The following is a 20,214-nucleotide window of genomic DNA, read 5'->3' as shown; positions in this document are numbered from 1 at the left end:
ATTTATTAGGCAGGGATTACAAAATTTGGCCAACTCTTGTCCGTCTTGATTTTTCAAGCCAAGCCAATAAAAATCAACTGCAATCCAGCATTTTCCAATTATTTTCGCTCTTGATTGAAGCGCCATTGCAGCTGATAATTACCCCTGAAAAATCCTGACAAGCACTTATTGTTGAGCAGGGTGTTTTTAATGGCGAGCGATGTTTCTTAACCTCATGGTTAGAAGAAACAAAGAAACTCAGACCGATATTATCAGGGGCGCCTTTATCATTGTTATCGGTATAAACTCCTGACACCCAATTGCACGATAAAGTTCATCACAAAAATTAGCAAAGATAATAGAGGTAAGGATAATGAATACCTCCATGTCAGAAAATCTGTATAAAATAATCTGATTGGACAAATAATTACAGAATAAGTCAGCCATACCGCGGAAAGAATGGCTCCAAGAAAATGTGCTGCATTATAAGTAATCACCTCGTCAAATTTAAGCCATAAGAAATTTGGGAACAAAAAGCTCACAATGTGTGCTAGTTGCAGATATAATATAAGTACTATCAGCTTTAAATAACGATGTAATGAGTATTATTTCCTGCGTTGAACCGGTATCGCCAAGATATATTTATGTTAATCGCCGTACGAATAGAGTGCACCTCATGGTACCTATAGTCGGTGGGCAAGAAATTTCAACGGATAACACCTGTAAAACCACTGTTGCCTTAAAAAATTTTTTTGATGGCGATGCGATTCGCGAATTAAAAAATTACCAGGAAAAACTAATTTTTGATATTCTCCTCGCCCATGACGTAGAACCATTAAAAGCACAAAAACAAGAGCGTCTGGCTCAGATTAATATCTATTTGGAAGCAGTCAACGCCATGCGGTTCAGCTATGGTAGTGAACTATTGCCGTTGTTAGAAAAGCCTACGAACTTATACCAGATCCAGCTAAGACCTCGTGAACAAGATCCTGTGTCAGCAATCGTTAACCCCATCTTTTCGTTAAACCGTAAAAATGATCGCCATGGCACCCCATTATCCGCCCTGTATAATGCAATGCATCGTATCTTCGCAACAGCAATAAACATACCGGACCCTCAATCAATATTAATGAGTGCCGTACTAAAAAACTTATCACCATCGCCAAGTTTTACTGAAATTCAACAGACTTTAAGCACGCAGTGTCAAAATATTTTTTCGTTATCGATTGATTTTACAATAGATAGCTATGGGAATCCGTTACAGAAGGAGGAATTGGACAATCTGATGGGGTTTGATGCCACGGCATCCCCACAAGAGTATATTGAAGCACTGTTAGGTAGTTGTGCTCTACATATTGGCTATGTTATTGCCTCCACTCCGTTTTATAACATTTCACCACAAATGGCTTCATCTGAACAGATAGAGAAACTATCCGTTCTCACTCAATTTTTCTTAGCCCAAATGAATGTTTATTGCAAGGCACGAGCAATTAGCAATAAAAATTTCGGAACTATTTTTGATCAGTCACCTGATTTGAGTGAGCACGTATGTAACCTGGTGAATGATACGTTAATGAGAGAGGATGATGTAGAAACTGCTCTTTGTGAGTTTATCAATCAGCATGCTACAGATTTTGCATTATCCCAAACATTAAATGCTGACGATATGGAACAGATAAAACAAAAATTTAGACGGAATTATCAAACAGTCACGGCGACCAAAGAAAATCCACATATGGATGAATTCATGCTTTTAGAAACAGAAGCCCCAGGAGATGTAGCAAAAATGTTCTCTCATCAAGGCTCCATCTGTATTAATTTCGCTGAAATTGCTTCCTTATCGCTGCCAAATCAAGATTATTATGCAAAGATTCGCCAGGATTTTTCTAGCCTATCACTGAAGGAATTGCCTCATCATAATAATTGGCTTGCCAGCCAAATTAATATCGCACCAGAACTCCTGGCCACTCGTATTAGTGAACAACACCTCCATCTGTTGCCCACAGAAATAATTAAAATGCCTGTATTCCAGACGCTTCAATTCTTACATCTAGTAGCCCAAGGAAAAAGAGAGCATGTTATCCAGCTATTGTCTGCCTCAGTAAAACAGGCGCAAAACTTTCTTAGAACCCCAGGTTTTTTTACCGATTATTCAGGAAGAACATTCCATTGCACGGCCTATGAATACGCTTATTGGGCTAAAGACACACATATGTGCCTTGTGTTAAAACGTTTTATGGATAAAGACACAAAAAAAATGATGCGAATAGCCATTGATAATATGAAGCACATCGACCCTATCACCGGAAAACCCTCAGGCTTGACGTACTACCAAAATGAGCAAAAAAACAATAGCGTGCATTACGATTTTACTCCATTAATAAATGCATACAAAAGATATATTGATAACTATGATCGATGGGCAAGCGATAAAAATTGGGAAGAAATGAGCAAAGCATGGCTCCATTTAGGAAAAGCTCAAGCGAATGTCCCTGTCCATGTTGTATATGAATATTGCCGAAAAAATAGTGGCTGTATCCCCCGTTCCTCATTTACAGAAACAGAATTACCACAAGAGCTGACATTTTTTAATGTAAACACGGAACAATATAACTTCTGGTATCCCTTACCAACAGATAATACAGGCCTTGGTTTTGATCTGGCAATAATCAAAGGAGCTCCTGGAGCAGGAGGCTATATGATTGGGGCCAGAAAAAAATCGATGGAGACTAATTTGACCTTAATTACCCGACTTGATGCATTAAGGACCATGGAAATTGCTCAGCTTGATGAATCATTCCATCAAACAGAATCTCAGCCTGTAATAAGAAGACAACCTTAGGAACCACAAAAGCCTCTCGCTATGTTCTGCGTTTAAGCATTCCAGCGCCTGTTCATTTCTGTATAAGTATACCAATTAAATCCAAGTTCTTGACTATAAAATCACCTGGATACAAACTCATAAAATTATACCGCCCTTCCCATTTTCGCTGATAGAGTTGATAAGTACATTTACCGAATAATAAGATAAGGAAACAGATGAGACATAAGGAAAAAAACAGGAAGATGGACAAGCTTCCATAGATTCTCGCCACAGGTTTATTGCTAAACAGTACCCTGTATGCAACAACAGAAGTGTGGACCTATTCAGTACCGAGTCCTGCCAGCGTGACATTGACCGATGGAGAGATTGCCACCGTTCATTATACAGTGACCAACAAATCACACCGTTCTAAAAATCTGATATTGAATGCCGAAGGCATCAGTGCCTCTCGGCAGGAAAAGGCAGCACCTGCTCTTTAACATTGACCATTAACGGCAGTCTGGTACCACCACAAGGCATCACGGAAGGACCGATGTTATGTGAACAAGGAAATCCATCACAATGTTATCAGCCAAGCGATAAGAATCTATTAAAAGTGTATCGCGCAACCAGTGTTACCTATCAGGTAACCCCTGGTGCAGGTGCTCATATAAGCAGTATCATACCCGCGAGCGTGCAAACAGTGAATGCAGGCACAACTCTGCAATTTACCGTCAACGCGGAAACGAGCTATGTGGTTGAAGCGGTGCCGGGAGGCACCTGTCCTTTGGGCCAGTGGGCAGGAACCACCTACACTACAGGTGCAATTACCTCCAATTGCACCGTCCTGTTTAATGCCCACAACAACAAACCACCATAAGCAGCGCCCCAGCAAACATCACCCTGACCACTGAGGTCGGGCATTCAGTTCCAGTAACCGTGACCAACACAGGCACTGCAGATGCCTATAATGTGGTGGCGGTATTGGACGCTGCAAACCTGGGCGTCACCGTGGGTGGAAGCACTTGCGGCTTTGTTCTGAGCCATGTCTCACCCAATAATACCTGCGAGATTACTTTTGAGATGGGCGCTGGGGGCAGCGTTGGTGCGACTAGTGCTACGATTCAAGGACAAAACACCAACATGCAGCCAGTCACTGTTAATATCATCTCCCCGATAGCCCCTGTCCTGAGCATTACAGACCCCACTCCAGCAAATAGAGTGATTCCTGTAAATAATGGCCCTTTGGATATTGTCGTTGAAAGCAACAACCTGGCGGCAACCTCCAATACCGATATTACCGCTGAATTGCCCCTAGCCTGGGGAAGTAACGTCACCGTATCATACAGCAATTGCACCGCTGTTGCTCCAGGAGCTTCCTGCACCATACATCTTGAGGCTACCGCCCCCTTTATTGCAGATCAAATTACAATTAACGGGACCCATAACGCACAATCAATCACTACTTATGTGGCTTTTCGCTATCAGGGGGGCCGGGTGTTTTCTGTCAATGGAGGGATAACTAAAGTGGGGAGCGAATTATGCGGTTGGCGGTATTGGCGACACCGCCACAGCAGGCCCTGATTCGTGTAATGGGTCTGATGGAGCATGTATTACCCAGCGGATTGTAAAATGTTTATCTGACGAAGGTCCCGGAGTTGGCAGTTGTACTGGAACCCCTCCGGGCTATCCTATAAGCCTTAACACCTATGCGGCAGGACTATGTATTCAGTATGATGACGGCACCTACAGCGACAGGTATTTGCCATCACTTTGTGAGCTAATGCGTTTTTGTGGGATACAAAATATTTTTGACACGCTCTATTTGTTGGGGTTTGGTACTATTGCTGACGGTAATTACTGGAGCTCTCACCTTTCCAGCGGGGTATGCGTTCTTCGATTCCACTCCCTATCCGGGGACTGGTAGTACAGATAAGTTTCGCCTGCGCAACGTTCGTTGTGCGAGAGCTATTAATTAATTTGTTTATTCCTTCTATCCCGCAACAAGAACAATCAGGGGTAGAAGGAGCCGGTAGCGTGATTGCCTACACATACAAACGCTGAAATAAAATCATTTTATTTTCTAATCAAGTTAATCACCACGCGCCGGTTCGCAGCACGACCTTCATCAGTATCATTGCGCGCAATAGGTTTTGATGCACCAACCCAGGTTACTGACAACTTGCTTTTCGGTACGCCTAACCAAATTAAATAATTTTCGACCGCCTCAGCTCTAAATTGCGACACCGCATTATTATACCCTTTGCGCCCACTTTCATCCGCATAACCGACAACCCGAATCACATCCACCTGAAAGTCTGCTTTTATATATCGGGCAATACGCCGCAATTGTGTTTTATCTTCATCAGTTAGCTGCTTACTGTCGGTATCAAAATGAAATACTGATTCTTTGACATCGTCGTAATCGAATGGCAACAATCCCCCGAGACACTCCTGATATTTGGCATATACTTTTTGAAACCGTATAGGAGAAAGGGCAACCGTGATACTAAATCCTTCTTCCGACAAATAATTAAAATTAGCCTGATATCCTTGCGACAAGAAGATTAATAATTTTAAAGTAGGCTCTCGGTCAAGAAAAATTCCGAACTCTCCTGGCTTAATATAAGATCTGGCTACAACATAAGAATTAGGTAGATTGGGTTTCCATACAGGAGGTTTTGCTACTACCTGGGCAGGTAACGCTCTTTGCACCTGATCCCATTTTCGCAAAATAAAATGAGGTGGTTTTGTCGCATATTGCTCAAAATATCCTATTCCATAATTAGGTATTGCCAAGGACAAACCGCAGCGAATAGGGCTTCCACTCATTTTCCATTTTTCATCCCCCATTGGGCTTGCATAATTCACATGCGGTACCGCAATAGCACTACTTATATAGAATAAATAGCTGGCTATACCAATTATTAGTCTGTTGCCTGGATTATGCTCAAGTGCCATTTTTTGCTCATCCCAATGACTTAATTCGTGATATCCTTAGCTATCGGCACTAATGCAAGAATCTTTATTATGCAAACTCTGATTATTAACCGCCCTGACGACTGGCATGTCCATCTTAGGGATGAAGACCAATTGCACCATACCGTTTCCGCAACTGCACAACACTTTGCTCGAGCACTGGTCATGCCCAATCTCAAACCGGCACTGACTACTTTGTCATTAATGCAGTATTACAGAAACAGGATTATTGCCGCAATTCCTGAAGGCTCTTCCTTCATTCCTTATATGACTTTTTACTTGAATGAATCGGTAACTGCAGATGAATTAGAAAAAGGAGCAGCAGATCCTTTTGTTTTGGGAGGAAAGTTATACCCAGCGGGAGCAACAACTAATTCGGAAGCCGGTGCCAAATCATTAACGGCTCTTTATCCGTTATTTGAAACCATGCAAAAAAACAACCTGGTATTGCAAATTCATGGTGAAGTAACTCATAGCGATATTTTCGAACGAGAAGCGTTGTTTATCGAAGAATATTTACAACCGATAGTCTCGAACTTTCCCAAACTAAGAATAGTGCTGGAGCACATTTCGACCCAGGCAGCAGTTGAATTTGTTACCCAGGCACCAGAAACCGTTGCAGCCACAATTACGCCTCACCATCTTCTCTACAACCGTAACCATATGCTGGCAGGAGGAATAAGGCCTCATTTCTATTGTTTACCCATTTTAAAACATGAGCGCGATCAACTCGCACTCCAAAGGGCCATCAGCAGTGGCAATCCCAAATTTTTTGCCGGAACAGACAGTGCACCTCATGCACTAGCAACCAAAGAAAATGCCTGTGGTTGTGCGGGTATCTATTCAGCACCTTTTGCAGTAGCTCTTTATGCGCAGATTTTTGATGAACTGGGCCAATTAGGCAAACTAAATCAGTTTCTAAGTCATTTTGGCGCTGAATACTATCAATTACCCATAAATAAAGAGCACATTGAATTGATTAAAACCCCGCAGAACATTCCCAAAGAATTACCATTAGGGCAGCATAAAGTAATTCCTATTGCTGCTGGTGAAACGTTGACCTGGAGCATACATGGCACCGCGTGATAGTATTTTAAGCATTAATATTAAAGACAGGTTCCGTGGTTTTTTACCCGTAGTTGTTGATGTTGAAACAGCAGGGTTAGACCCGCAAAAAAATGCTCTCCTGGAAATGTGTGTTGTTTTAGTGGACATGGACGAAACAGGACAGATGAAAAGAGGGGAAAGCCATTTTGAACATATTTTACCATTTTCCGGTGCAGAATTAGATCAAAAGTCCCTTGAGTTCAATCAAATTGACCCTTTTCAGCCGCTGCGCTTTGCTGTCGATGAAAAAGTAGCTCTTGAACACTTATTTCAGCCTATTTTTAAGGCGTTAAAAAAATCACGCTGTCAAAGAGCCGTTTTAGTCGGGCATAATGCCTGGTTTGATTTGTTATTTGTCAAAGAAGCAATTAAGCGAACGGGAGTAAAATCACCATTCCATGCGTTCACCTGCTTTGATACCGCAACTTTGGGTGGTTTTATTTATGGGCAGACTGTTTTAGCCAAGGCGGTACACGCAGCAGGGATTCATTTTGACCAGCAAGAAGCGCACTCCGCTATTTATGATGCAGAAAAAACAGCAGAATTGTTTTGTGATATGACCAACAAATGGCGGAACATGTCTTTATTATAATAAGATTATTGGCATTTCAGTCTAAAATCAAAAATAACCCGGATGCAGCACCGCGAAATCAGGGAACCCCAAGCGCAGCATAGTACATTTAATCGATACCCGCGTCATAGGACTTCCCGTATTGCGCGATGCAAATACGGGCTACAAAATAAAAATAATTATAAAGATTTTGAATGCTCAGCAAGATAAGCAGCAACACCTTGAGGAGAGGCTTTCATTCCAGCATCGCCTTTCTTCCATCCAGCAGGACATACTTCGCCATGCTCTTCAAAATATTGAACGGCATCTATAGTACGGAGGATTTCATCAACATTACGACCAATTGGCAAATCATTAACGATTTGTGAACGAACCATGCCATTAGTATCAATGATAAAAGCACCACGGAACGCAACACCGGCAACTGGATGCTCGACACCATAGGACTGGCAAATACTGTGAGTCATATCAGCAGCCATAGTGTAACGCACAGGACCTATTCCACCTTGATTTACTGGAGTGTTTCTGTACGCATTATGGGTAAAATGAGAGTCAATTGAAACCGTAACCACTTCAACATTTCTGCTTTTAAATTCATCAATACGATGATCTAGTGCGATTAATTCAGAAGGGCAGACAAAAGTAAAATCTAAAGGATAGAAGAACACAACCCCATACTTGCCTTTTAAATGCTCGTGTAAATTAAATTTATCAACAATTTCACCAGTGCCGGTTACAGCTGCTACAGTAAAATCTGGTGCTTTACGCCCAACTAATACACTCATTCTATGATCTCCATTGCAATACACGAAGTGCTCTTCGCGTTATTATTATAATTATGCAGCAATCGCATCACGTAACATGGGTTCTAACTCACCCTGCTGAAACATATCAGCAATAATGTCAGAACCACCTATCAATTCACCCTTCACGTATAATTGGGGAAAAGTAGGCCAATCAGAAACTTGTGGTAACACCTGACGAACATCAGGATTGGCAAGAACATCTACATAGGAAAAATTCACACCACAGGCTTCTATGCATTGAACTGCACGAGCAGAAAACCCACATTGTGGCATTTTGGGTGTTCCTTTCATATAAAGCATAATTGCATTTTCTTCAATTTGCTTTTTAATTTTATCTAAAGTATCCACTTATGCACCTTTAAAATAAATAAATCATACTAATTATGGCGAAAACCAGACAAGGTCGCAACTAATGATTCGCATTTGCATTATGATTGCCAAAAATCAACAGCGAAGCTTGTCCTACAAAGTTATAATCAAATTTGACAAAAGAAGTCAAATTGGACTAATAGTATACACTACATTTGCAATAAATAGTATTCGAATGGATTTCATCACATTGAATATCGCATCCATCCTGCTACACTAGGCGCTTTATGAATCGGAGATAATAATGACCTTTACACTACCACAATTGCCTTATGCTTTAGATGCACTGGCCCCTCACATATCCAAGGAAACTCTGGAATACCATTATGGCAAACATCATAATGCCTATGTAACCAATTTAAACAAGCTGATCCCTGGCACCGAATTCGAATCAATGAGCCTTGAAGACATTATTATGAAAGCAAAAGGTGGTGTATTTAACAATGCCGCTCAGGTTTGGAATCATACCTTCTATTGGCACAGCATGAGCCCCAATGGTGGTGGTGAGCCTCAAGGTGCAGTGGCTGAGGCGATTAATAAAAATTTCGGTTCATTTGCAGCATTTAAAGAACAATTCACCCAAGCAGCAGCAACTACTTTTGGCTCTGGTTGGGCTTGGCTGGTTCAAGACGCTTCTGGCGCATTAAAGATCATCAGTACCAGCAATGCCGGCACTCCAATGACAGAAGGATTAAATGCGCTACTGACTTGTGATGTATGGGAACATGCTTACTATATTGATTACCGCAATGTACGTCCTGATTACATCAGTGCTTTCTGGTCCTTGGTTAACTGGGATTTTGTTGCCGGTAATTTAAAGTAACATTCCGCCCCAATTTTGATCGTCATCCTGAGAAGCTCGCAACGAAGGATGACGCACTGTTCTTAACCGAATGGTAATGCCCCTAACAAGATCTCCGCAATAACATGACTAAAGAGTCTGTTGACATTTCGCTGGTTTGAGCCAAAATGAGGTGATTTTTTCACCGCCGAAAATGGCTGCGCACTGATGCATATCAGGGCGCAAAGAATCAATTTCATTTTGGCCAAAACAGTAAATACATTAACAAACCCAGCTAAAGACAAGGGGATCCGGTTTAATATAAAACCATCCAGTTAAATAATAATAAGAACAAAGGGAGACATCATGGCTTTAATTACTACCTACAGCCCCATGCCAGTGACTTTTACTCATGGCAAAGGAGTTTGGCTGTATGATGACCAAGGAAAAGAATATCTTGATGGTTTGAGTGGGATAGCCGTGTGTGGATTAGGTCATGCACATCCAGAGGTAACAAAGACCATTCAACAACAGGCAGCTAAATTGCTGCATACATCCAATGCATTTCATATTAAAGAACAAGAATTACTGGCCGCGAAACTCACAGCCATGGCTGGTATGGATCAGGTATTTTTCGCCAATTCAGGCGCTGAAGCCAATGAAGCAGCAATCAAGCTAACCCGGCTTTTTGGTCATAAAAAAGGGATTGAAACCCCCTCAATTATTGTCATGGAACGTGCATTCCATGGACGAACTATGGCGACTCTAACCGCTTCAGGAAGCAGAAAGGTGCAGGCAGGGTTTGAACCATTAGTTCCTGGGTTTATTCGCGCACCATTCAATGATCTGGATGCGGTCCATACAATAGCTGCCAACAGAGAAGATGTAGTTGCCGTTATGTTAGAGCCTATTCAAGGTGAAGGAGGTATCTATCCGGCAGAAGAAGGCTACCTTCGTGCTTTAGCCCAAATCTGCGAACAAAATGATTGGATGCTTATCTTAGATGAAATCCAAACTGGCAATGGTCGCACCGGCAAACTGTTTTCCTATATGCATTACGGAATAAAACCAGATATTTTAACTACAGCCAAAGGCCTGGGCAATGGCATGCCTATCGGGGCATGTTTGATGAGCAAAAGAGCAAATGATTTGTTTAAACCCGGCAATCATGGCTCAACATTTGGAGGTAACTCCCTCGCATGTGCTACAGCCTTAACCGTTCTGGAAATCATCGAGCGCGAGAAAATCTGTGAACAGGTAACTAAAAACAGCGCCCTGCTCATGGATAAATTAATTAGCAACCTTGGTGAGCATCCCAATGTCAAAGCCATTCGCGGCAAAGGCTATATGATTGGTATCGAACTGGACAGACCAGCAAATGACATGCGAGCTTTGGGTCTTGCCAATGGAGTATTATTTAATATTACCTCTGATACCGTAGTCAGGCTGTTACCGCCTCTTATTATCAATGAAAATGAACTCGATGAATTGGTAAAACGGCTGACTTTAACCATCAATCAATTCACCCAGTAAAAAACAGGGGCATCATCGCACTGATGCCCTGTTATCCCCCTGTATGGCTTAAAATCCAATAAACAAAAATCAAGCCCCAGGTAATTACCGCATTAATGATTGCCACCAGGACAGCAGCCGACGCCAAATCTTTAGCACGCCCAGACAATTCGTGATGCTCCCGTCCAATACGATCTACTGTAGCTTCAATCGCAGAGTTAAATAACTCCATAATCAAAATCAGCAACAAGGAACCAATTAATAAAATATACTCTGCTGCTGCGCTCCCCAAAAAAATTGCGGCAGGAACAGAGCAAATAAATACAACAAGCTCCACTCGGAATGCCCATTCCAAATGCCAGGCCTTTTTAAGCCCATTGCATGAGTTTTGGTACGTCCGATGCAAATGTCGTATAAATTCCATCATGGTTCTGCAGACTCCTTATTAATCAGCGATAAAACCCACGTTACACAGAGAGCACTTATTTCTCTTGCTCCGAACGTAATTGCAGCAAATGCCGGCTTACCGCCACTGCCTGATCCGTAAAGAGCCAATCGATGCCCCGATTCAACTCTCGGTACAAACTGTTTTTCGAATTAACAAAACCAACTCCAGATGCCTGATTAGCCTTCGTTAATTTACGTCTTTGTTTATCGGTAAGCAGTAAATAACTGCCCATCACTCCCCCATAATGTTTACGGATACTTAATTCACAAAAATGATTCACGTTATTATGTACGGCAACTAATATTAAGGATTCCTTCGGAAAGAGAGACAATTCATCAAAAGTAGGAGCATCTAATGCCAGCAAATGAAAGTCCTCAGATGGCGACAATCCTTGCAGCGCAGTTACTAGAGATTTTTCTGCATTAAACGGAGCTTTTAACTCAATGAATAAATGCATTTTTTTTCCATATTCTGACACCACCTCATCAAGGGAAGGGATCCCTGGCTCCAAATCTCTTAACTCATTAAAGCTTAAATCAACAATAGAACAATCATGCCCCCATAGCCGATTTAAAGTGGGATCATGATTAACAACCAGTACATCATCCACGGTAGCGTGCACATCTAATTCGAGTCCCCAGCAGCCAACGCTTTGCGCCAATCGGAATGCTTCATGAGTGTTTTCCAGAACACCACGCACATTATTATGGGCGCCTCTATGGGCAATTAACTTAGCCCCTTCAATACGAACAGGTTTATGCCTTGGCACTGCCGCAAAACAACCGTTCATCATTTTTTCTGCTAACGTAAGCAACACCCTATGCATCCCTATCATTTAATTCCAAAAACTTATTCTATGCTTCCCCGTCACAAAAGGCAAAATCACTACAAAATATATAAAAGTCAACTACACTAGATGTATCTTCAATAATCCATTAAGCACCTCACTTAACGGTTATAAATGATTCATGACAAGGAGCGTTGCAATGACCATAAGAGTCACAAAGCATGGAATGGAATTAATAAGGGATTCTTTGCTAAATAAAGGTACTGCCTTTAGCAATGCAGAACGAGATCATTATGGATTGCATGGCCTGCTGCCGCCAACTATTGAAACACTTGAAGAACAAATTATCCGATGCAAAGATGCCTATGACTTAAAAGAGACTCCTCTGGAAAAACATATTTATTTGCGTGCCTTGCAGGATCGAAATGAAATACTGTTTTATCGATTTATCATCGAGAATCTGGAAGAAATCATGCCAATTATATACACCCCTGTTGTTGGCCAGGCTTGTGAACAATTTTCTCATATCTATCGCCAGCCCCGAGGGTTATTTCTTAGCTATCCAGACCGCGACAAGATGGATGTCATTCCTCATTATGAATATTTTGAATAATCTGCGAGTCAGCATGGTTCCCGTTACAATAGGGAACCATGCTTGCTTTAACGAGCTACCAAGTTTAGAAAAGTGTATCCACGTATCTCATTTAATTAGCAGTTATTTTATTCTTAACTATTCCATTAGCACGGCGATCTGTGTAAAAATAATGCGTGATTGTTTTACCTTCTCACCGACTTGTTTCATTTGTTAATTAAACCATTATCAGGATCTATTTATGTCCTCAATTACCACTAATCTAAATCGGGCAATTACTGATTTAAAAGATGGGAAGCCCGTTGCCATTCCAACAGAAACTGTTTACGGATTGGCTGCAATGATTAACAAAAATTTGGCAATAAAAGCCGTCTTTACCATGAAGAACAGGCCATTAAATCACCCATTAATTGTTCATGTCGCAGAAGATTGGGATTTAAATGAACTTGTCGAAGAAATTCCTGCTTACGCCCAAATACTAATGGACCAATTTTGGCCGGGCCCTTTAACTTTAGTATTCAAATGCAAAGAAAATAGAGTGAATCCACTCATTACCGGTGGACAGCCGACCATTGCAATCAGATGTCCAGCGCACCCAATAGCGCAGAAATTATTGCACAAACTGAATACGCCTATAGTAGCTCCTTCAGCCAACCCATTTGGTAAAGTCAGTCCAACGACGGCATTACATGTTAAACAATCATTTAAGGACCAAGAACTCACCATACTTGATGGCGGGCGATGCCAAATAGGAATTGAATCGACAATAGTTGATGTAACAAACCCGAAAAGCTATCAAATCCTGCGCCATGGACTAATTGATGAAAAAGCAATAGCCGCTGTAGTTCCAACGAACTACGTTGCCAAAGAGAACAACATCAAAGTGCCTGGCAAGCTAGACAGTCATTATCAACCGCAAAAAAATTTATACTATTTTGACCGTTACGACACTCTGTCGCACTTCTGTCAGAAAAGAGAGGGTGATGTCTATGTCATTGCAAGCCAACAACCAACGGGCGTGGAAGACAACCACTATCATCTTTTGGGAGACAATCCGGAAAAAGCAGCATATGACCTGTATTACCAATTAAGAAATGCCGATGCTTCTAACGCAATCTGCATCGCAATTGAACTTCCACCAGAAACCAGCGAATGGCAAGGAGTGAGAGAGCGCATATTAAAAGCAGGTTTTCCTTACTCAAAATAAAGAAATCATTGACAGAACCTTCTATTTTAAGTAATGTTGCGCCTTATGCCGAGGTGGTGGAATTGGTAGACACGCTAGCTTCAGGTGCTAGTGGGGGTAACTCCGTGGAGGTTCGAGTCCTCTTCTCGGTACCATTGAACTATTTTATAACAGTTCTTAATAGTTCCAATTAGTACGTAACACATTGATTTATATTGCATTAATACAGACTTCTTCTTCTCAAATCTTTCTCAACGGCAGCGTCAATTTAATACTTAAGTGGGTTAACGGTTCCATTAACCCCAGTTTAAGCAAAATTTTCTATCTACTCACATCATTAAACCATGCGCAAATATGGTGTTTTTTATTCCCCAATACCCCGTTGTTAAACATATTGCTGACGAAATAATTGTTTAAAATATATTCATGAAAAGCCCCTAGCTCTTACAGCACTCCTATTTCTGCAAAATACGATAAATCAACAAACCTCAAATGATGATATAATTACCAATATGGAAATTATAAAAACGAATAGGATATAATGATTAATAATCATTTCATACAGCATTTTTTAACCGCAGCGCAACATTATGCAGATAAGCCAGCGCTATATTTCAATAAAAAGACATATGACTATCAAACAATTAACCTATTGTCTGATAATATAGCAAAGATCATATCAAAATTTGCTCTTCCCAAAGAAACAATTGTTCCACTGGTATTAGAGAGAACGCCACAAATCATTATTACTATGATAGGAATATTAAAGGCCGGCTGCGCCTTTTTACCTATTAGTCCATCTTCTCCCTGTTCACGAATTGAATATATTTTAGAGGAAACTAAATCAAAACTGGTATTTTGTGACTTGTCTGTCTCATTCGCCATTCCAAGAGCTGAACTAATAAATCCGAATACACTGGTTGAAATTGATGATAATCATTTCACAAGTTTTTGCGAAAACGATGATCTGGCCTATGTTAGGTATACCTCAGGTTCAACAGGAAAACCTAAAGGGGTAATGATTGAGCATGGCTCTATGATGAACTTATTCTCTTCACTTACGGAGATACTTTCTCTATCAAACGACGATTTATTTCTTGCTTTAACCGATTATACATTTGACATATCTTTAATAGAATTATTAATGCCATTAACTATTGGCGCCTCCATTGTTCTTACTGAGCATGGTGCTGTTGCTGATGGTAAAAAAATATCTCAATGATTTTAACATTAGCTTCATGCAAGCCACACCCCTAACCTGGGAAATTTTACTTAAAAATGGCTGGAAAAATAAGGGTATAACCCGTCTTTTAGTAGGTGGCGAACAATTTAAAACCAGTCTTGCTTTAAGACTTGATTATGAGAAAGGGAACGTTTGGAATGTCTATGGTCCAACTGAAACCAGCATGTGGTCTATGATCTATTCTCTTCAATGTGACATAACTACCGACTCAGTTCCTTTAGGAAAACCTATTGCTAATACCCAATTAAAACTCATATACCAAGAAGACACTACAAAAGCCGAACTGTATATCGGTGGACGAGGTGTTGCACGAGGTTATTTAAACTCAGAAGAACTTACTCAATCTAAATTTACTGTCGATATGGAAGACACAATCCGCTATTACAAAACAGGTGATTTAGTATCTTCAGAAGATGGCAATATGTGCTATGCAGGAAGGATCGATAATCAGCTCAAATTTGGCGGCATCCGCATCGAGTCAGGGGAAATAGAGGCGACCATAGAGCAAGTGGCTTTTGTTAAAAAAGCTGTAGTTAAAATTCATGAGCACAATGAATACTACAAAACTATGGCAGCTTATGTGGAAATTGACGAAGAGGCTCTGTTTACCCATGGTACTCACGTAATCAATGAGGATTCATCTCATTATATAGAAAAAATTTATGATGAAACCTATTCCCATGCAAATGAATTTGACTATCGAAACATAAATACCTGTGGCTGGCAAAGCTCGCTTACAGGCCATACCTTTCCTGAAGAAGAGTTATTAGAATCCTATGAACACATTAAAAAATATATTAGAAACTCCAATTTGGAGCACGTACTTGAAATAGGGTGTGGCACCGGCTTTCTTCTGCTGGATTATTTACCGCATGCTCAAAATATTACCGTAATGGAACTTTCTCAAAAGGCCATAGATTATGTTAAAAGCCTCATCCCTAACACGACTAAAGATAAAATTATCTTCAAACTTGAATCTATGGTTAATCTCCATGAAGTAAACCGGTTTAGTTGCATCATAGTCAATTCAGTAGTTCAGTATTTGCCAAGTATAAAATCACTTATCGATTCACTAAAACAACTAATCAAAGCAACAAAGTCAGGGGGAAGCATACTCATCGGAGATGTTCGCTCTCTGGAGTTATTGGATATCTACCTTGCTATTAAACATTTACACCACCACCCTTCGGATATGGAAACCTGTCCTCCCAATTTATTGTACAAATCGCGCGATAGCGAAATTGTTCTCTCTCCGTTATTTTTTTATGCATTGAAACAACAATTTAAAAGAATCAGCTGGGTTGATATCAATATTAAACATGGCCAATACCCTAATGAATTAAATTATTTTCGGTATGATGTAATTTTACATATTGAGAAGCCAGTAAAAGAAACTGATTGTCATACCCTTTCTTTTAACACAATTGATAATTTGAATGATTTGATTAAAGAGAGACAACAACCTGTCTTGATTCAAAACATCCCTTATAATTATTTCCCATTCTTATGCGCCAGCCTTTCACTTCAAAACAATAAATATCTACATCATTTATTAAAAATGACTCATCGTATTGATGATACAATAGATAATGAAAAAACGCGCTTAATGCTTAATGCAACTGTAGATAAATGGGAATGCTTCATACACTATCAGTCCGCGGCACCTCAACAGTACTTACAATGCCCGATTCTTTGCGGCAGAGGAGCACAATGAGAGTTCTTTTGAGAGGCCAAAACCGGGGCTGCGCGCGCCATAAAAAAATTAATTCATAAGGGGCTATGGCGCTGTAGCTCGTTGCATCTGAAATATATCAGGCAGAAATAAAGTACTGTTCAAGGAACATGTAGCCAACCTTCGATGTAGGTGAGGGTTTCTTCAATAGTGCTTACTGCCTGATGATAGAGTGCATCAAATAAGTCACGTTGTCCGCTTTTCCAGTAACGTTCCACATACTGACAGGCGTATTTCATGCGCGTTGTACCTACATAAACAGCACCTCCTTTGATTTTGTGAGCCGTTTGTTCAACGAGTGAATAATCACCTGCGGCGAAGGCTTTTTTCATGCGCGTCAAATCAGCAGGAAGTTCTTGAGTCATTAGGGTCAATAATTCGGTTAACATCTCATGGGTTCCACAGTTCTTCAGTGCTTCCTCACTGTTTAAGATGGGGAATTGTGTTAATTGAAACATCTCATCATCACTGTCAGGTAAGTCTCTTCTCGCTGTTGCAGATTTTGCCGTTGATGTTTCATGTCGTGCGGGGATAAATGATTTAAGTATGTCTGTGGCATGTGCCTGGGTCAGAGGCTTGATTAATACTGCATCTATTCCAGCTTCGATGCAACGTTGTTTGCTCTCATCACCACCGTGCGCTGTAAGCGCTACGATGGGAATTTGTCTTGTGGTACTGGTTTTAGTTCGGATGTAATGAGTCACTTCATAACCATCCATACCCTCGCCTAAACCAATGTCCATAAAGATTAAGTCATAATTGTTTTGATCATAGAGAGTCAATGCATCGATTCCATTGGATGCTACATCGACATGGCAATCCATTTTTGACAACAGTGTTTTCGCTACAGTTTGGGCAATGAAATTATCTTCTACCACAAGTACTCTACTTATCCCGGTGCATTGTTCACTGTTATCTGACGGTTTTTTTTGATTTTTTAATTGCGGTATATACGATTGCTCTAAATTGAGCTCCTCAACGGAATCAACACCTGAGGAGTCATTTAAAAGAGATACCTGCATTGGTATCAGACAGGTAAACACAGTGCCTTTACGTGGTTCGCTCTCTACGTATATTTCCCCACCTAATTCATCTATAAATTGTTTTACTACATAGAGACCGAGCCCAGCCCCTTTATATATTCCTTGGTAGGAAGGAGTTAGTCGTTTGAATTGCAGATAAATCTCTTGTTGTTTCTCTTTAGGAATGCCCATTCCAGAATCAGCTACGGTCAATTGAATAACTAATTCGCGATTCTCTTGCTGGGCTAATACTGCATTGACGCTCACATGACCATTATCGGTAAAATTCAACGCATTTCCGACCAGCTCAAGAGCTATTCGGTGCAGTCTTATTTTATCCCCAATCACAAAGCGGGGAAGTTTTTCATCTAAAGAGAGAGATAACTGCAATTTTTTTTCATGAGCTCGCGCCTGGTATAGGGCGATTACTTGCTCTAAAGTTTGAGTTACATTAAATTTGCGTTTCAGCATGGGTATTTCCCCAGAACTGACTCTGACGGCTTCAAGTATTTCATCCATTAAATCGAGCAGTGCATGGCTTGAGGCGATGAGATTATCCGCATAATCTTTAATTCGTGGTTCATTCGATTCTGATTTTAATAATTCAGAAAAGCCTACAATTCCTGAGAGCGGAGTTCGGATATCATGGCGCATATTCGCAAGAAATTCGGTGCGTGCAATGTCTGCTTGCATTTCTTTGGTAATATCCAAAGAGGTTCCCATGATGCCAGTGATCACTCCTTTTTCGTTGCGTAATGGGATTTTTCGTGTCATGTAAAATGCAGGAGCTCCATTCGGATCAATACCTTCCTCTTTCAGGCTTTCACCGATCCCTGAATCGACTATTCTTCGATCGGTTTCTTCAAGAAGGGTTAATTTTTCGTTACTCATTACTGAATAAAATAGCTCTCGGTCTGTTTTTCCAATAATGTCTTCAAAATGTTTTAATCCTGCCAATGATATAAACGCCTGATTTGCACCAAGATAGCGACCTGCTGTGTCTTTCCAATAAAGATTGCCAACCGTATGTTGAAGTATAAAATTTAAATCCATATGTTCTATCCTTACGTTTATATTAAGTATAGGCGGTTCATTGATAAATGCTTTTTGTTAAAACAGGATGATTGAAACAATATCATCTGGACAATATTTGGCCAGTTGTGTTATTATGCCTGAAGTTTTAACAAGGAGGTTCTTAATGCAGACGAATTTCTCAGCCGTAATCCCAGGTTCAATTCCAGCCAATGAGACAATAGTATTGCCTATTAGTATGAGTCAACCTTTGGAACGCGGTGACCGATTGGCTGCCATTATTAACTCCATTCGCGCTCATCGTTATGAGGATCGCACTACTATTTTAGTCTGTGATTATTTAAACCGACATAATTGCGATACAGAGGCTCAATCGCTTGAGCAGGGCGAACAATTTTTACAAGAACATCACCACATATTAGACGGATTGCATGTTGTTCGATGGCAGGACTTTCTAGCAAGTCGAAATAAGGACGTTTTTGCAAAACGTTTCTCCGAGGTGAAAGAACATAATAACGATGGCTCTCATTTCCATCTTAAAATGAAAAAGACCTGGGAGAAATGCTTAAGTGCAACACAATCCCTGGATGCTTCAATCCAATACCAAATGGAAGAGTATGCGGCTGTTTTGTGTATGGACGAATTCGATCATCTCCTCTACCCCAAAAGGATTACGAATGGCCTTGCCTATCTGTATAATTATTTTTCAGGAAAAAAGCCACAATACCATCATGTGAAAATGTCTGAAATTAAAACAGTGACTCAAGAGGAGCTGTTCATTAACATTAATCAGATGCCGCATAACAAAGATAAGCGACATATCCATATTGCATTTCGAGCGTTACTTGAACACATGGAGATTTTACTTGCATCAGGTGAGTTGTCTCACAAAGCAAAAAAGGTATTTGCGGAAGAAGCTGAAAATGTACTAATGACCCATGGACTTCTTGGCCAATGTTTAGAGAATAATGTTAATTACTCCGATGATTTAATCGGACAAAAGGGTGCAATGGATGTTAGCGTCAATTGATTTACTGAGTCACGTGCGCTTAATAACTTTAATAATCGATCATCTATTGATGATTATCCATTGAAGACTTTGTGGTCTTCAAAGAAACATAATCCTTATATTTCTCATAAATTAGTTAATACGAACTGATTGTTTGCTTCGTTAGCCCACATCGATACTGATAGATAAGGGATAGCGAGGAGAGGCGCCGTCAATTTAACTTTTTATGACGTAAGCAAAGAGAGCTTGGCGAATT

At 40.5% G+C, this 20,214-nt stretch carries 20 protein-coding genes and 1 tRNA gene; 15 read left to right on the top strand and 6 right to left on the bottom strand.

All coding sequences use genetic code 11. The features are described from left to right. The first annotated feature begins 577 nt into the window (after positions 1 to 577). The 5 genes from Q0495_RS03925 to Q0495_RS03905 all read left to right on the top strand — a co-directional run bounded on the left by Q0495_RS03925 (position 578) and on the right by Q0495_RS03905 (position 4,846). Positions 578 to 2,821, top strand: a complete 2,244-nt coding sequence (locus tag Q0495_RS03925; RefSeq protein WP_298623326.1) for a hypothetical protein — start codon at positions 578 to 580, stop codon at positions 2,819 to 2,821. A gap of 260 nt (positions 2,822 to 3,081) precedes the next feature. After that, the gene (locus Q0495_RS03920; RefSeq protein WP_298623324.1) at positions 3,082 to 3,282 is read left to right on the top strand and encodes a hypothetical protein; all 201 of its coding nucleotides are present in this window, start codon (positions 3,082 to 3,084) and stop codon (positions 3,280 to 3,282) included. Between the two features lie 53 nt (positions 3,283 to 3,335). Next, positions 3,336 to 3,662 (top strand): hypothetical protein, encoded by a 327-nt coding sequence (locus tag Q0495_RS03915; protein ID WP_298623322.1) that lies wholly within the window; start codon positions 3,336 to 3,338, stop codon positions 3,660 to 3,662. A gap of 59 nt (positions 3,663 to 3,721) precedes the next feature. Beyond that, on the top strand, positions 3,722 to 4,366 hold the full coding sequence (locus Q0495_RS03910) for a hypothetical protein (RefSeq protein WP_298623319.1): 645 nt from the start codon (positions 3,722 to 3,724) through the stop codon (positions 4,364 to 4,366). Between the two features lie 303 nt (positions 4,367 to 4,669). Then, positions 4,670 to 4,846, top strand: coding sequence for a hypothetical protein (locus Q0495_RS03905; protein WP_298623317.1), 177 nt, complete (start codon positions 4,670 to 4,672; stop codon positions 4,844 to 4,846). Positions 4,847 to 4,858: 12 nt separating this feature from the next. On the opposite strand, the gene Q0495_RS03900 is transcribed toward Q0495_RS03905, so the two are convergent. Next, positions 4,859 to 5,743: an OmpA family protein gene (locus tag Q0495_RS03900; protein WP_298623315.1), complete on the bottom strand. Its 885-nt coding sequence runs from the start codon at positions 5,741 to 5,743 to the stop codon at positions 4,859 to 4,861. Between the two features lie 69 nt (positions 5,744 to 5,812). Here Q0495_RS03900 and pyrC point away from each other — a divergent pair, with 69 nt between their 5' ends. Together pyrC and rnt are read left to right on the top strand one after the other, a co-directional pair. Further along, on the top strand, positions 5,813 to 6,847 hold the full coding sequence (gene pyrC, locus Q0495_RS03895; RefSeq protein ID WP_298623313.1) for a dihydroorotase: 1,035 nt from the start codon (positions 5,813 to 5,815) through the stop codon (positions 6,845 to 6,847). Beyond that, positions 6,834 to 7,460, top strand: a complete 627-nt coding sequence (gene rnt, locus Q0495_RS03890) for a ribonuclease T (RefSeq protein ID WP_298623312.1) — start codon at positions 6,834 to 6,836, stop codon at positions 7,458 to 7,460. The genes pyrC and rnt overlap by 14 nt, the downstream gene beginning before the upstream one ends. Before the next feature lie 158 nt (positions 7,461 to 7,618). Here rnt and Q0495_RS03885 read toward each other — a convergent pair whose 3' ends face one another. Then, on the bottom strand, positions 7,619 to 8,224 hold the full coding sequence (locus Q0495_RS03885; RefSeq protein WP_298623310.1) for a peroxiredoxin: 606 nt from the start codon (positions 8,222 to 8,224) through the stop codon (positions 7,619 to 7,621). A gap of 51 nt (positions 8,225 to 8,275) precedes the next feature. Continuing rightward, positions 8,276 to 8,593, bottom strand: a complete 318-nt coding sequence (gene grxD, locus Q0495_RS03880; RefSeq protein ID WP_298623308.1) for a Grx4 family monothiol glutaredoxin — start codon at positions 8,591 to 8,593, stop codon at positions 8,276 to 8,278. Positions 8,594 to 8,858: 265 nt separating this feature from the next. Here grxD and sodB point away from each other — a divergent pair, with 265 nt between their 5' ends. Continuing rightward, the gene (gene sodB / locus Q0495_RS03875; protein WP_298623306.1) at positions 8,859 to 9,437 is read left to right on the top strand and encodes a superoxide dismutase [Fe]; all 579 of its coding nucleotides are present in this window, start codon (positions 8,859 to 8,861) and stop codon (positions 9,435 to 9,437) included. Between the two features lie 324 nt (positions 9,438 to 9,761). Next, entirely contained in the window at positions 9,762 to 10,928 is a 1,167-nt protein-coding gene (locus Q0495_RS03870; protein ID WP_298623303.1) for an aspartate aminotransferase family protein, read from the top strand. 31 nt (positions 10,929 to 10,959) lie between these two features. Here Q0495_RS03870 and Q0495_RS03865 read toward each other — a convergent pair whose 3' ends face one another. Then, the gene (locus Q0495_RS03865; protein ID WP_298623300.1) at positions 10,960 to 11,334 is read right to left on the bottom strand and encodes a diacylglycerol kinase; all 375 of its coding nucleotides are present in this window, start codon (positions 11,332 to 11,334) and stop codon (positions 10,960 to 10,962) included. A 55-nt stretch (positions 11,335 to 11,389) separates the two neighbouring features. Continuing rightward, positions 11,390 to 12,172 carry a glycerophosphodiester phosphodiesterase family protein gene (locus Q0495_RS03860; RefSeq protein WP_298623297.1) on the bottom strand — a complete coding sequence of 261 codons (783 nt, stop codon included), beginning with the start codon at positions 12,170 to 12,172 and terminating at the stop codon, positions 11,390 to 11,392. 169 nt (positions 12,173 to 12,341) lie between these two features. Between Q0495_RS03860 and Q0495_RS03855 the strand changes: the two genes are divergently transcribed. The 5 genes from Q0495_RS03855 to Q0495_RS03835 all read left to right on the top strand — a co-directional run bounded on the left by Q0495_RS03855 (position 12,342) and on the right by Q0495_RS03835 (position 16,877). Further along, on the top strand, positions 12,342 to 12,755 hold the full coding sequence (locus Q0495_RS03855; RefSeq protein ID WP_298623294.1) for a hypothetical protein: 414 nt from the start codon (positions 12,342 to 12,344) through the stop codon (positions 12,753 to 12,755). A gap of 220 nt (positions 12,756 to 12,975) precedes the next feature. Next, on the top strand, positions 12,976 to 13,941 hold the full coding sequence (locus tag Q0495_RS03850) for an L-threonylcarbamoyladenylate synthase (RefSeq protein WP_298623292.1): 966 nt from the start codon (positions 12,976 to 12,978) through the stop codon (positions 13,939 to 13,941). A 47-nt stretch (positions 13,942 to 13,988) separates the two neighbouring features. Continuing rightward, positions 13,989 to 14,075 (top strand) — tRNA-Leu (locus Q0495_RS03845). Between the two features lie 386 nt (positions 14,076 to 14,461). Next, on the top strand, positions 14,462 to 15,142 hold the full coding sequence (locus tag Q0495_RS03840; protein WP_298623291.1) for an AMP-binding protein: 681 nt from the start codon (positions 14,462 to 14,464) through the stop codon (positions 15,140 to 15,142). After that, positions 15,120 to 16,877 (top strand): AMP-binding protein, encoded by a 1,758-nt coding sequence (locus tag Q0495_RS03835; RefSeq protein ID WP_298623289.1) that lies wholly within the window; start codon positions 15,120 to 15,122, stop codon positions 16,875 to 16,877. The genes Q0495_RS03840 and Q0495_RS03835 overlap by 23 nt, the downstream gene beginning before the upstream one ends. A gap of 119 nt (positions 16,878 to 16,996) precedes the next feature. Here Q0495_RS03835 and Q0495_RS03830 read toward each other — a convergent pair whose 3' ends face one another. Then, on the bottom strand, positions 16,997 to 18,970 hold the full coding sequence (locus Q0495_RS03830; protein WP_298623287.1) for a response regulator: 1,974 nt from the start codon (positions 18,968 to 18,970) through the stop codon (positions 16,997 to 16,999). Between the two features lie 145 nt (positions 18,971 to 19,115). Here Q0495_RS03830 and Q0495_RS03825 point away from each other — a divergent pair, with 145 nt between their 5' ends. Then, positions 19,116 to 19,979, top strand: coding sequence for a hypothetical protein (locus Q0495_RS03825; protein WP_298623285.1), 864 nt, complete (start codon positions 19,116 to 19,118; stop codon positions 19,977 to 19,979). Positions 19,980 to 20,214 lie beyond the last annotated feature (235 nt).

Source organism: uncultured Legionella sp. (assembly GCF_937871865.1).
Classification (GTDB): domain Bacteria; phylum Pseudomonadota; class Gammaproteobacteria; order Legionellales; family Legionellaceae; genus Legionella.
Note: the sequence above shows the minus strand (reverse complement) of the source record. Positions and strands in the feature narration are given on the sequence as shown.